Origin of the sequence: Actinoplanes couchii, from assembly GCF_016862075.1 — a bacterium.
Classification (GTDB): domain Bacteria; phylum Actinomycetota; class Actinomycetes; order Mycobacteriales; family Micromonosporaceae; genus Actinoplanes; species Actinoplanes couchii.
Window position 1 is genome coordinate 119,217 of sequence record NZ_BOMG01000024.1, and the last position, 13,154, is coordinate 132,370.

General features: G+C 70.3%; 13 protein-coding genes. 10 read left to right on the plus strand and 3 right to left on the minus strand.

Annotation, left to right across the window (positions count from 1 at the left end; translation table 11 throughout):
• The first annotated feature begins 392 nt into the window (after positions 1–392).
• From Aco03nite_RS06375 to Aco03nite_RS06405, 7 genes are read left to right on the plus strand one after another with little or no spacing between them, the layout of a single operon-like run.
• On the plus strand, positions 393–1,178 hold the full coding sequence (locus tag Aco03nite_RS06375; RefSeq protein ID WP_203793819.1) for an SDR family NAD(P)-dependent oxidoreductase: 786 nt from the start codon (positions 393–395) through the stop codon (positions 1,176–1,178).
• A 2-nt stretch (positions 1,179–1,180) separates the two neighbouring features.
• Positions 1,181–1,639, plus strand: a complete 459-nt coding sequence (locus Aco03nite_RS06380) for a YbaK/EbsC family protein (protein WP_203793820.1) — start codon at positions 1,181–1,183, stop codon at positions 1,637–1,639.
• Positions 1,640–1,643: 4 nt separating this feature from the next.
• On the plus strand, positions 1,644–2,315 hold the full coding sequence (locus Aco03nite_RS06385) for a monooxygenase (RefSeq protein ID WP_203793821.1): 672 nt from the start codon (positions 1,644–1,646) through the stop codon (positions 2,313–2,315).
• Positions 2,312–2,863, plus strand: coding sequence for a GNAT family N-acetyltransferase (locus Aco03nite_RS06390; RefSeq protein ID WP_203793822.1), 552 nt, complete (start codon positions 2,312–2,314; stop codon positions 2,861–2,863). The genes Aco03nite_RS06385 and Aco03nite_RS06390 overlap by 4 nt, the downstream gene beginning before the upstream one ends.
• Entirely contained in the window at positions 2,863–3,600 is a 738-nt protein-coding gene (locus Aco03nite_RS06395; protein WP_203793882.1) for a carotenoid biosynthesis protein, read from the plus strand. Before Aco03nite_RS06390 ends, Aco03nite_RS06395 begins: the two co-directional genes overlap by 1 nt.
• Entirely contained in the window at positions 3,597–4,640 is a 1,044-nt protein-coding gene (locus Aco03nite_RS06400; protein ID WP_203793823.1) for a glycosyltransferase family 2 protein, read from the plus strand. The genes Aco03nite_RS06395 and Aco03nite_RS06400 overlap by 4 nt, the downstream gene beginning before the upstream one ends.
• Entirely contained in the window at positions 4,637–6,070 is a 1,434-nt protein-coding gene (locus Aco03nite_RS06405; protein ID WP_203793824.1) for a phytoene desaturase family protein, read from the plus strand. Before Aco03nite_RS06400 ends, Aco03nite_RS06405 begins: the two co-directional genes overlap by 4 nt.
• 6 nt (positions 6,071–6,076) lie before the next feature.
• On the opposite strand, the gene Aco03nite_RS06410 is transcribed toward Aco03nite_RS06405, so the two are convergent.
• From Aco03nite_RS06410 to Aco03nite_RS06420, 3 genes are all read right to left on the minus strand, one after another.
• Complete coding sequence (locus tag Aco03nite_RS06410; protein WP_203793825.1) at positions 6,077–7,780, minus strand: substrate-binding domain-containing protein; 1,704 nt, start codon at positions 7,778–7,780, stop codon at positions 6,077–6,079.
• 117 nt (positions 7,781–7,897) lie between these two features.
• Entirely contained in the window at positions 7,898–8,650 is a 753-nt protein-coding gene (locus Aco03nite_RS06415; RefSeq protein WP_203793826.1) for a class I SAM-dependent methyltransferase, read from the minus strand.
• 51 nt (positions 8,651–8,701) lie between these two features.
• Positions 8,702–9,625 carry a LysR family transcriptional regulator gene (locus Aco03nite_RS06420; RefSeq protein WP_203793883.1) on the minus strand — a complete coding sequence of 308 codons (924 nt, stop codon included), beginning with the start codon at positions 9,623–9,625 and terminating at the stop codon, positions 8,702–8,704.
• A 71-nt stretch (positions 9,626–9,696) separates the two neighbouring features.
• Between Aco03nite_RS06420 and Aco03nite_RS06425 the strand changes: the two genes are divergently transcribed.
• Genes Aco03nite_RS06425 through Aco03nite_RS06435 form a run of 3 tightly spaced genes read left to right on the plus strand, consistent with a single transcriptional unit; the run spans position 9,697 to position 13,129 of the window.
• A complete protein-coding gene (locus Aco03nite_RS06425) occupies positions 9,697–10,437 on the plus strand; it encodes a succinate dehydrogenase cytochrome b subunit (protein ID WP_275415829.1) in 741 nt (246 codons plus the stop codon).
• A 2-nt stretch (positions 10,438–10,439) separates the two neighbouring features.
• A complete protein-coding gene (locus Aco03nite_RS06430) occupies positions 10,440–12,386 on the plus strand; it encodes a fumarate reductase/succinate dehydrogenase flavoprotein subunit (RefSeq protein ID WP_203793827.1) in 1,947 nt (648 codons plus the stop codon).
• A complete protein-coding gene (locus tag Aco03nite_RS06435; RefSeq protein ID WP_203793828.1) occupies positions 12,386–13,129 on the plus strand; it encodes a succinate dehydrogenase/fumarate reductase iron-sulfur subunit in 744 nt (247 codons plus the stop codon). The genes Aco03nite_RS06430 and Aco03nite_RS06435 overlap by 1 nt, the downstream gene beginning before the upstream one ends.
• Positions 13,130–13,154 lie beyond the last annotated feature (25 nt).

Below are 13,154 nucleotides of genomic sequence, written 5' to 3' on the forward strand. Positions count from 1 at the left end.
AAAGGCGACCGTGACCGGCCGCCCGAGCGGTTCGCCGGCCGGGCGTGAAGCTTCCCCACACCACACCCGGCCGGCACCGCCGGCGGGTCCGTCGCCCGCCACCGGGGGTCGGGGGCAGCGAGCGACGGCCTGCCTTCACCGCGGCCCGGACCCGCGAATGCCCGGACCACCGGTGCAGCGCCCGCGAAGCGCCACACCCCGGGAGGCGAGCCGCGAAACACGCTCCCGGAGCAGAACGAACACTCTTTCGAACATCCGTTCTAACTCCCCAGAGACTAACACCCCCCTAGGACCCGAACGCAAGCTTCCACACGCCACTTCGCCAGCTTTTTCGAACAGATGATCGACGACCCGCCGCGGGGCCTGGAGGAGAGGACCGTACTCTTCGGTGAATGGCGACGATCGTGGTGACGGGTGGCAGTTCCGGGGTGGGCCGGGCGGCGGCGAAGCAGTTCACGGCCCGCGGCGACGAGGTGATCCTGGTGGGCCGTGATCCGGAGCGTCTGAAGGCGGCAGTGGCCGAGACCGGGGCGCAGTCCCATTTCCGCGCGGACTTCGAGAATCTGTCCGAGGTCCGGGCCCTGGCCGAGTTCCTGGCGGAGCGCCGGATCGACGTGCTGGCGAACAACGCCGGCGGCATGGTCGAGGGCTACCGCCGGACGCCCGACGGCTTCGAGGCGACGATCCAGGGCAACCACCTGGCCCCGTTCCTGTTGACGAACCTGCTGCGGGAGCAGTTGAGGGACGCCCGGGTGGTGAACACCGCGTCCCAGGCGCACCGGCGCGGCACCCCGGATCCGGCGGATCTGACCGGCGATCCGGGACGCTACAACTCCTGGAGCGCGTACAGCGCGGCGAAGGCGGCCAACGTCCTGTTCGCCGCCGAGGCGGCCCGCCGCTGGCCGGACATCACGAGCGTGTCGTTCCACCCGGGTGTGGTGCGCACCAACTTCGGCGCCGGCGCGGTGACCCGGTTCTTCTGGCGGCACGCCCCGTTCCTGGTGACTCCGGAGAAGGCCGGTGAGCTGCTGGTGTGGCTGGCGACCGCCCCGGAGACGGATCTGGTGAACGGTGGGTACTACGTGGGCCGCAAGCAGACGACCCCGGCGGCCCCCACCAGGAGCACCGACCTGGCGGAGCGGCTGTGGGAGGCCAGCACCGCGGCGGTGAAGGAGTGAGGATGCACGATCACCCGAATGTGACAGCGGTCCGCGAGGCCCTGGGCGGTGCCGAGATCGTCATCCTGGACGAGGCGGTGCACACCGCCGCGCTGGCGGCCGCCGCCCTGGGCGTGACGGTCGGCCAGATCGCCAATTCGCTGGTCTTCGACGCGGACGGGGAGCCGCTGCTGGTGATGACGTCGGGCGCGCACCGGGTCGACACGGGGAAGGTCGAGGCCCTGTTGGGCGTCGGCAGGCTGCGCCGGGCCACGCCGGAGTTCGTCCGGGAGCACACCGGCCAGGCGATCGGCGGTGTCGCCCCGCTGGGTCATCCGAAACCACTGCGCACCCTGGTGGACATCGATCTGGAGCAGTACCCGGTGATCTGGGCGGCTGCCGGCGTACCGCAATCGGTCTTTCCGATCTCCTTCGCCGAGTTGGTCCGCGTCACGTCGGGCACTCCGGCGGAGGTAGCGTGACGCGGTGACCGACGACCAGGTCAGCCTGCACGTCTGGCGGGTTCCGCGGCGTGCCGTCGGCTCCGCGATGCTGCGGATGGCCCTGGCCGGAAAAGATCTGAGAGAAGTCAAATTCGGCAAATTTCTGGGTACGGGAACCGGCACCACCTTCGGAGTGCGTGACACCGATCTGACCCGCTGGGCCGCGGTGACCGTCAGCGACGCCCCGGTCCGGTTCCCCCGGTGGGACGCGATCGCCGAACGGCAGGCCCGGGTGGATCTGGAGCCGCTGGTGAGCCGGGGTGAGTGGTCCGGCCGGAGCCCGTTCCAGGCCCGGAACCGGAGGACCGACGGCATGGTGCTGGCTCTGACCAGGGCCCGGTTGCGGCCGTCACGGGCGCTGCGGTTCTGGCGCGCGGTCCCGGACGTGGCGCGGGAGCTGGCGGCGGCGCCGGGTCTGCTGGCCGGGTTCGGGGTGGGTGAGGCGCCGATCGGCTGGCAGGGGACGGTCAGCGTGTGGCGCAACACGACGGATCTGACCGCTTTCGCGTACCGTCAGCCGCGGCACCGTTCGGCGATCGCGCGCACCCCCACCGATCGCTGGTACGCCGAGGAGCTTTTCGCCCGTTTCGCCGTGCGCGAGATCAGTGGCGACCGCACCGTACTCGGGTGGAGAGAAGGGCAGGTAGACCGATGAGGCTCGTTGCTTGGCAGCCGGATGACCTGCTGCGCCGGCTCGATGACGTGGTGGCCGTCTACGGCGAGGCGATGGGGTACCGCAAGGAGCTGTTGCAGACCCGGCGGGGTTACATCGGTTCGCACGTGCGCCGGCCGGGGTTCCGGGCGGTGGCGACGCTGACCGCGGAGGGCAATCTGGCCGGTTTCGGCTACGGCTACACGTCGGCTCCCGGCCAGTGGTGGCACGACCAGGTGCGCTCCGCGGTGGACGAGACGGCCCGGCGCTTCTGGCTGGCGGACTGTTTCGAGGTGGTCGAGTTGCACGTGCGCCCGGCCGCGCAGGGGCACGGCATCGGGGCCAAGCAGTTGCGGGCCCTGCTGGCGATGGCGGACGGCAAGACGGTGCTGCTGTCCACGCCGGAGGCCGACGAGCAGGCGTCCCGGGCCTGGCGGCTGTATAGGCGGTTCGGTTTCAGCGACGTGCTGCGCAGTTTCCTGTTCCCGGGTGACGAGCGCGCGTTCGCGATCCTGGGGCGGGAGATCCCGCTTCCGGCCGAGGGCGGCTGATCCCGGCGTTGCGTACGATCCCCTGGGTTCTGCTGGGTTCCCTGATCCTGGCGCAGATCTGCTATCCGCTGCTGACCGACCGGGCCGCGATCACCATGGCGACGGTGGTGATCGGGGTGCTGCTGTCGGTGTCGCACGCCCTGATCACTCGCGGCCGGTGGGCGGTGGTCGCGCTGGTCGGCACGGCGGGTGTGGGTGGTTTCCTGGTCGAGGCGGTCGGGGTGGCGACCGGTTTCCCGTTCGGCACCTACGACTATTCCGGCGAGCTGGGCCCGAAGGTGCTGGGTGTTCCGCTGATCATTCCGCTGGCCTGGACGTGGATGGCCTGGCCGGCGTGGCTGGCGGCGGTGCGGGTCACCGGGAGCCGGCTGAAACGGATCGCGCTGGCCGCGTTCGGGCTGGCCTGCTGGGATCTGTTCCTCGATCCACAGATGGTCGCCGAGGGCTATTGGAGCTGGCACGACCCGGTGCCGGCGCTGCCCGGGCTGGACGGTATCCCGATCAGCAACTACCTGGGCTGGCTGGGGTTCGCCGTACTGATAATGACCGTCTTGTCTCTTAAAAAAGATCAAGAACCACGAACCGACGATCAGCCGATGTACGCGTTGTGGATCTGGACGTACGCATCGTCGGTCCTCGCGCACCTGGTCTTCCTGGACCTGCCCGCCTCGGCGGCGTGGGGCGGCATCACGATGAGCGCGGCAGTGCTCCCCCTAGTGCTCAAGCTCCGCAAATGATCATCGCCCTGTTGCTGTTGACCGCCCATACCGTGGTGAACGCGCTGCTGCTGAGACGCCCGAAACGGAACGCCACGACGCAGGAACGCGTGGCCGTCCTGCTCCCGCTACGCAACGAGGCCACCCGGGTGACCCCCTGCCTGCAGTCGCTGCTGGCGCAGCGGGGAACCCCGAACCTGACGATCCACGTCCTGGACGACAACTCCACCGACGGAACGGCCCGGGTGGTCGAGGAGATCGCCGGGGACCGGGTGACCCTGCTCCGGGGCGCCCCGCCCCTCGACGGCTGGCTGGGCAAACCGAACGCCTGCCGCCAGCTGGCCGACGACGCGACCGGCGCGGACGTGCTGGTCTTCGTCGACGCCGACGTGGTTCTGGAACCGGACGCGATCGCGGGCGCGGTCGACCTCCTCCGGGCGCAACGGTTCACTCTGCTGTCCCCGTACCCGAAGATCGTCGGTTCCGGCCGTCTGGTCCAGCCGCTCCTGCAGTGGTCCTGGCTGACGTTTCTGCCGTTGCGCGGCATGGAGCGTTCCCCGCGCCCGTCCCTGGCCGCGGCCGGTGGCCAGTGGCTGGTGCTGGACCGGGCCGGTTATCAGCGGGCGGGTGGGCACGCCGCGGTCCGCGACGACGTCCTGGAGGACATCGGCCTGGCCCGCGCGGTGAAGCGGTCGGGTGGCCGGATCGCGCTGGCCGACGGTTCCCACCTGGCGACCTGCCGGATGTACGACTCGTGGCGCGATCTGGCCGACGGCTACGGAAAATCGCTGTGGGCGTCCTTCGGGTCGGCGTTCGGCGCGGCGTCCGTCGTGGGTCTTCTCCTGCTGTTGTACGTCGCCCCACTGCTGTTCCCCACCATCGCCCTCTCGGCCTATCTGCTGGGTGTGGCCGGCCGGGCGGTCAGCGCGGCGGCCACCGGCGGGCGCATCCTGGACTCACTGGCCCATCCCCTGTCGGTGGTGCTGTTCGCCTGGCTGGTGGCCCGGTCGTTCCATCGCCGCCGCCGCAACCTGCTGACCTGGAGAGGACGCCCGGTATGAGCGACGTGGTGGTGATCGGCGCCGGTGTCGGCGGCTTGGCGGCGGCTCTGCGGCTGGCCCGGGCCGGGCATCGGGTGACGGTGCACGAGCGGTCGGCGGAGGTCGGCGGCAAGCTGGCGGTCCACGAGCGGGACGGCTTCCGGTTCGACACCGGCCCGAGCCTGCTGACGTTGCCGGGGGTCTTCGAGGAGCTGGGCCTGGATCTGCGGCCGACCCCGCTGGACCCGGTGGTGCGGCACGTCTTCCCGGACGGCACGGTGCTCGACTCGTCGTCGGATCACGCGGTGTTCCTGGACCGGATCACCGCCGCGCTGGGCCCGGAGGCGGCCGCCGACTGGGACCGGTTCTGGCGGCGGGCGGCCCGGATCTGGCGGGCGTCCTGGGAGTCGGTGCTGCAACGGCCGGTGTCGGCGGCGTCGCTGGCCCGGCTGTCGTGGCGGATCCCCGACCTGATGGCGATCGCGCCGGGCCGGTCGCTGCGGTCGCTGGGCCGCCGGTACCTGCGCGATCCCCGGCTGCGGATGCTGCTGGACCGCTACGCGACGTACACCGGGACGGATCCGCGGCGGGCGCCGGCCGCGCTGGCCGCGATCCCCTACGCGGAGCTGGCTCACGGCGGCTGGTACCTGCCGGGTGGGCTGGGCACCCTGTCCGGCGCGCTGCGCGCGAAGTGCGACGAGGCGGGCGTACGTGTGGAGCTGGGCTCCGAGGTGACCGCGATCGAGGCCGACCACCGGGTCCGCGGGGTGCGCCTGTCCGGTGGCGCGTTCGTGCCCGCCGACATAGTGGTCTCCAACGTGGACGCTCTCACCCTCTACCGGGATCTGCTGCCCAGCCCGCGGCGGCTGACCGGGCTGGCCGACCGGAGCCTGGCCGGGTTCGTGCTGCTCCTGGGCGTGCGCGGGCACACCCCCGAGCTGGCCCATCACACGGTGTTCTTCCCGCGCGACTACGACGCCGAGTTCGACGCGATCTTCCCCGGCCCGGGGCGGCGGGCCCGGCCGGTGAGCGATCCGGCGGTGTTCGTGACCCGGGCCGACGATCCGGCGGTCCACCCGGGCGGCAGCGAGGCGTGGTTCGTGCTGGTCAACACGCCACGGCACGGGACCGGCTGGTCCGCTGTGGACTGGCGGCGGGAGGGCCTTGCCCCGGCGTACACCAATCGGATCTTGAAGGTTCTGCGGGATCGTGGTCTGGATCTGCGGGATCGGCTGGAGTTCGTCGAGACGCGGACCCCGGCCGACCTGGCCGACACGACCGCGGCTCCGGGCGGGGCGATCTACGGCACCGCCGGTGGCCTGCTGCGGCCCGCCAACCGGGGCCCGATCGCCGGACTGCACCTGGTCGGCGGTTCGGTGCACCCGGGCGGCGGGCTACCGATGGTGGCCCTGTCCGCCCGGATCGTCGCCGACAGCGTCGGCCCCGCTTAGCGCGCCTCAGGGAGTGGCCCGCGCGGCCAGGAAAGCCTTGGCCATGGCGGACGCCAGGTCGGCCGGGTTGCGGGCGGCGATGGCCTGCCCGCCGGTCGCCTTGGCCATGCTCTGCAGCGCGGCCATGTTGGCGCCCGGCCCGTAACCGACCGCGATCACCGGGATCGGCCGTTTCGGATCCCGGCCGTCCGCGATCTTCTTCAGGAACTCCTGATTGGACATGGTGAACCTGGTCCCGCCGTCGGCGCCGTCGGTGAGCACCACGACCACCGACGGCAACGTCGGCGACGCGTCCTTGCGCATGGTCTCGATGCCGTCCAGCACGCTCTGGAAGAGCGGGGTGCCGGCGCTGGTGACCGGCCGGTACGAGCCGATCTTCTCGGCCAGCAGGTCACGCCGTGGTTTGCCGTCAACGGACGAGGTGATCGGGCCGAACGAGACCTCCTCGGTGTGCGCCGGCGCGTTCGCCGAGGCGGCGCCGAAGTACCACATGCCGATGGTGGTGTCCTGATTGAACAGGTCGGCGGCGGTGGCCCCGGACTCGCGCAGCAGGGACGCCTTGGTGGCCGTGCCGCCGCCGATCCGCTCGTTCATCGAACCGGACGCGTCGATCAGCAGCAGCACCTGGAAGGCCAGTTTCTGGTACTGCGCCCACTGCTTGGCCGGGGTGAGCAGCCCGGCCGCGGTGTCCGGCAGCCGGGCGCTGCCGGCCGTCGGCTCGGTACGGAACCCGGCCTGTTCCAGGGCCTCCCGGCTGATCGCCGACCGCAGCTGCTCGACCAGTTCGGTCTTCACACCCTTGCGCACGGCGTACGGATAATCGGCCTGGACCAGGCCGTCGACCGGCGGCGCACCGCTTAGCGCGACCTCGTGCCCCTGCTTCTGATAGGCGAGGAGCTGCTGCTCGACCATCGGGTAGACGCCGACCGCGTAGCTCGCGTCGGTGGGGCTGGTCTGGGCGCCGAGCTTCTTGAGCGTCGAGACCGGGTCGGCGTCGGCGTCCTCCAGGCGGCTGCGCAGGGTGAGCGCCCGCAGCTGGGCGATCCCCGGGTCCTTCGTGGTCAGTGCGGCGGCCGCGTGCACCCCGTGCACGCTGAGCAGCCCGGTGGTGGTCAGCAGCGGGTCGGGCATGGTGACGACCGGGATGCGGCCCTCGGTGACGGCCCGCAGCAGGGCGGTCCACGCGGGTTTGCCGTCCGGGGAGTAGAGGCCGACCAACGACTCGGGCGCGGTCAGCACGATCGGCGACCAGGCCAGCGTCGCCCCGGACGGCTTGAAGTTGATCTTCTGTTGGGCGGCGATGGTCAGCCAGGACGTGGACGAGGGGATCCAGACGTCCGGCCGCTGCTTCGACGCCAGCGTGACACCCGGCTCCTCGGCCCGCACGGTGATCGGCGCGCAGCGCTGGTTGGCCGGTTTCAGACCGTCGGCGGCGGCCCGGATCACCGGCTCGATCTCCGGCGCCACGGCGACCGTCAGCTCCGGGTCCGGACAGGGCGCGACGGTGGGCCGGCCGGCGGACTGCGACGGCGCCACGGTGGACTGCGCGATCGGCTGGGCCGACCCGTTCCGCATCAGCTGCCAGGTGACTCCACCGGCCACCAGCAGGACCACGACCACCAGCGCCGCGGACAGCAGCACACGGCTGCGCGTCCGCGGTGGATCGCTCCACTCGCCGGAGCCCGGAGGGGGCCACTCGTTGTCGGACATACCACCTAGCCCGTCGTCATGGGTCGGTACCGATGCCTGCCGGATGCTAGTCCGGGATTCATGGCCTGCAATGGTTCAGTAAGAAAGCGGCAGATCCTGGCACGTTCGGCGAGATTCTCACCGGACCATACGAGGCTCCGCCACAGCGATCACGATCAATTCCCCGTCGTGGCCGAGCCCGGGTGGTTCCCGGCCCCATCCGCCGTACACCTGATCCACCCGGAAACCGGCCGCCCGCAACGCGTCGCGCAGCTCGTCCTCGTCCCGGAACCGCAGCGCGGCGGTGCTGGTCAGCTCCACCCCGTCCTCGAAGAGGTAGTGGTGGACGACCGGGACGACGTCACCCTCCGGCTTCGCCCGCTCGGTCCAGGCGAGCACCAGCGAGCCGTCGTCGAGGACGATGCCCCGCTCGGTGGCCTCCCGGCCCCAGCCCTCCCACGGACGGTGCGCCGGATCCTGCCCGTCGAAGATCAGCCGGCCGTCGGTGACCAGAGCCTCCCGCAGCGCGTGCAGGGCGCCGGTCCACTCCTGGTCACTGAGGTGCTGGACCACGTGGCCGGTCAGGAACGCGGCGTCGAACGCCTGCGACGGCAGCGTCTCGAACGAGCCCTGGATCCAGCGGACCCGGGCGGCGCCGGGCTTGCGGCGGGCGGCGTCCAGGGCGGGACCGGCCGGATCGACAGCCGTCACGTCGTGCCCGTCGCCGGCCATCCGGATCGCCAGTTGACCGGTGCCGCAGCCCAGGTCCAGCACGCGGGGCGCCATGCGGTCGGCGAGGACCCGCATGAAGAAGTCGTGCTCCCAGCCCCAGACGCGTTCGGCGTCGTAGACCTCGACCAGCCGGGGATCCCGGTACTCGCCATGCCACACATCGACGAGACTAGACGTACAGTTGCGGTCTGACCACCCTAAGTGGACGCTTCACAACGCTCTGACCCCGGCGGGCAACTCGCCGGCCGCTATGTGCTCGATGATCACCTCGCGCAGCGCGGCGGCGGCGTGCGGCAGGACCGACCCCTTGCGCTGAGCCAGGGCTATGGTGCGGCGCATCCCGGGCGGGGCGAGCGGGGTGGCCCGCAGCAGCGGCCGGTTGGCCAGCACCATGCTCGGCACCAGCGCGACCCCCAGCCCGGCCTCGACGAAGGCCAGCACCGCGTCCATCTCGCCACCCTCGACCGCGAACTTCGGACTGAACCCGGCCCGCTCGCAGGCCTGGATGGTGACGTCGCGGATGTCGTAGCCGGTCCGGAACATCACCATCGGGGTGTGCCGCAGCTCGATCAGGTCGAGCTGGCGGGCCACCGTCGGCGGCGGCCCGTCCAGGACCGAGGCCACCACCAGGCTCTCCCGCAGCAGCTCGATCGCGTCCAGCCCCGGGTCGACGCCGTGCTCCGGCTGGACGATCAGGGCCAGGTCGAGGCCGTGCGCGAGCAGACTGTCGATCAGGTCCTGCGAGCTGCCCTCGCTGACGTGCAGCTGGATGCCGGGGTGGTCCGAGGTGTAGGTGCGCAGCACCGCCGGGACCAGCGAGGAGCAGAGGCTGGGGGTGGCGCCGAGCCGCACCTCGCCCTTGCGCACCCCGACGATGTCGGCGACCGCGTCCCGGGCCGCGTCGGCGTCCGCGATCATCCGCTGCGCCAGCGGGAGCAGGGTCTGACCGGCGACGGTCAGGGTCACGTCACCACGGATGCGCTCGAAGAGCGGCGCGCCGAGAGATGCTTCCAGAGTGTGAATCTGCTTACTCAACGTAGGTTGCGAGACGCCCATTTCGTCCGCCGCTTGGGTGAAATGTCGCAGCTCAGCCACCATGACGAAGTACCGGAGTTGTTGCAGCTGCATCCTAATAGCCTATCGCTATGAACATCTTACCTTTCATGCATTAGACGAATCGCCAGAGCCTTTCTACCTTTCAGGTTGTGGCGGTAGACACGACTTCATCCAAGGCTTCGAAGCCGGCGGGCGCGGCAACGCCCGTCCCGGCTCGTAAGAAGCAGCGACCCTCGTCGGTCGTCCTCAAATTGATCATGGCGGCCAGCGGCACGCTGCTGGTTCTCTTCCTCTTCGCACACGCGGCCGGCAACCTCAAGATCTTCGTGGGGCTGCCGGACTTCGACCACTACGCCGAGTGGCTCCGCGAGCTGGGCACGCCCCTGCTCCCGCACGCCTGGTTCCTGTGGATCCAGCGCTTCGGCCTGCTGGCCGCGATCGGCCTGCACATCTGGGCGGCCACCGTGCTGACCATCCGGGCCAAGAAGGCCCGCCCGGTCAAGTACGCCCACCGCCCCAAGGTCCAGGGCAGCTACGCCGCGCGCACCATGCGCTGGGGTGGCGTGATCATCGTGCTCTTCGTGATCTGGCACATCCTCGACCTGACCCTCGGTGTGGTGAACCCGGCCACCGGAGACTCGGACGCCTCCCAGCGGGTGGTCCAGGGCTTCGACCCCGAGCGGTGGTACGTGACGCTCTTCTACGTGCTCGCCGTGGTGGCCGTCGGCTTCCACCTGCGGCACGGCATCTGGAGCGCGGTCCGCACGATGGGCCAGCAGACGACGAAGGGCGAGCGCCGGGCCAAGGCGATCGCGCTGGTGCTCTCGGTGGTCCTGGTCGCGATGTACCTCTCGGTGCCGATCGCGGTCACGTTCGGATTGGTGAAGTGATCATGGCTGCTACGGAATTCTGGTCCGAGGGCGAACCCGTCGTCGACAAGGCCGCCCCCGACGGCCCGGTGGAGACCCGCTGGGACCGCCGCAAGTTCAGTGCCAAGCTGGTCAACCCGGCGAACCGCCGGAAGCTGACGGTCATCATCGTGGGCACCGGCCTGGCCGGCGGCTCGGCGGCGGCGACCCTGGCCGAGGCCGGGTACCACGTCAAGTCGTACTGCTATCAGGACAGCCCGCGCCGCGCACACTCGATCGCCGCGCAGGGTGGCATCAACGCCGCGAAGAACTACCGCAACGACGGCGACTCCGTCTACCGGCTGTTCTACGACACGGTCAAGGGCGGCGACTTCCGCGCCCGTGAGTCGAACGTGTACCGCCTGGCCCAGGTGTCGGTGAACATCATCGACCAGTGTGTGGCCCAGGGTGTCCCGTTCGCCCGTGAGTACGGCGGCCTGCTCGACAACCGCTCGTTCGGCGGCACCCAGGTGTCCCGCACGTTCTACGCCCGGGGCCAGACGGGGCAGCAGCTGCTGCTCGGCGCGTACCAGGCCCTGGAGCGGCAGATCGGCCTCGGCAACGTCGAGATGAACGCCCGGCACGAGATGCTCGAGCTGATCATCGTGGACGGCAAGGCCCGCGGCATCGTGGTCCGCGACATGGTGACCGGCGAGATCAGCACCGAGTTCGCCGACGCGGTCGTGCTGGCCTCCGGCGGCTACGGCAACGTCTTCTTCCTGTCGACGAACGCCAAGGGCTGCAACGTCACCGCGTCGTGGCGGGCGCACCGCAAGGGCGCGCTGTTCGCGAACCCCTGCTACACGCAGATCCACCCGACCTGCATCCCGGAGTCCGGCTCGCACCAGTCGAAGCTGACCCTGATGTCCGAGTCGCTGCGCAACGACGGCCGGGTGTGGGTGCCGAAGGCGCAGAAGGACACCCGCAAGGCGTCCGACATCCCCGAGGACGAGCGCGACTACTACCTGGAGCGCATCTACCCGTCGTTCGGCAACCTGGTGCCCCGGGACATCGCGTCGCGGGCCGCCAAGAACGTCTGCGACGAGGGCCGCGGTGTCGGCCCCGGTGGTCTCGGCGTCTACCTGGACTTCGCCGACGCGATCAGCCGGCTGGGCCGCAAGGCCGTCGAGGCGAAGTACGGCAACCTCTTCGAGATGTACGAGCGCATCACCGGCGAGGACCCGTACGAGCAGCCGATGCGCATCTACCCCGCCGTGCACTACACGATGGGCGGCCTCTGGGTCGACTACGACCTGCAGTCGACGGTCCCCGGCCTGTTCGTGGTCGGCGAGGCCAACTTCTCCGACCACGGCGCCAACCGGCTCGGCGCGTCCGCGCTGATGCAGGGCCTGGCCGACGGCTACTTCGTGCTGCCGAACACGATCAGCAACTACCTCGCCTCCGGGCCGTTCCCCAAGGTCACTGAGACGGACGCGCCGGTCGTCGAGGCCCGCAAGCAGGTCGAGGACCGGATCGAGAAGTTCCTGTCCATCGACGGCGACCGCACCGTCGACTCGTTCCACCGCGAACTCGGCCACATCATGTGGGAGTACTGCGGCATGGAGCGCACCGAGGAGGGCCTGACCAAGGCGATCGGCCTGATCCGGGCGCTGAAGGAGGAGTTCTGGACCCGGGTGAAGGTGCCCGGCAAGGGTGAGGAACTCAACCAGAACCTGGAGAAGGCCGGCCGGGTCGCCGACTTCATCGAGCTGGGCGAGCTGATGTGCATCGACGCGCTGCACCGCCGCGAGTCCTGCGGCGGCCACTTCCGGGGCGAGTCGCAGACCCCCGACGGTGAGGCGCTGCGCCACGACGACGAGTTCAGCTACGCCGCGGCGTGGGAGTACTTCGGCGCCGACGGCAAGCCCACGCTGCACAAGGAAGACCTCAACTTCGAGTACGTCCACCCGAGCACGCGGAGCTACAAGTAATGGACATCAAGGTCAGGGTGTGGCGTCAATCCGGCCCCTCGGCCGGCGGGAAGATGGTCGCCTACGACGTGAAGGGGATCTCCCCCGACGCGTCGTTCCTCGAGATGATCGACGTGCTCAACGAGACGCTGATCCTCGACGGCGACGACCCGATCGCGTTCGACCACGACTGCCGTGAGGGCATCTGTGGCGCGTGCAGCATGGTCATCAACGGTGTGGCGCACGGCCCGGAGAAGGCCACCACCACCTGCCAGCTGCACATGCGCAAATTCAAGGACGGCGACGTGATCGACGTCGAGCCGTGGCGCGCCGCCGCCTTCCCGGTCATCAAGGACCTGATCGTCGACAGGTCCGCGTTCGACCAGATCATCCAGGCCGGTGGCTACATCTCCGCGCCGACCGGCACCGCGCCGGACGCCCACGCCACGCCGGTGCCGAAGAAGGACGCCGACCTGGCGTTCGAGGCGGCCACCTGCATCGGCTGCGGCGCCTGCGTGGCGGCCTGCCCGAACGGCTCGTCGATGCTGTTCACCGCGGCCAAGATCTCGCACCTGGGTCTGATGCCGCAGGGCCAGCCGGAGCGCGACAGCCGGGTCATCGACATGCTGCAGGCGCAGGACGACGCCGGGTTCGGCGGTTGCACCAACGCCGGCGAGTGCACCATGGTCTGCCCGAAGGGCATTCCGCTGAGCCTGATCGGCCGCCTGAACAGCGACTACCGCAAGGCGATCACGAAGCGCTGATCCCTTCCAGACACCAGGCGCCCGG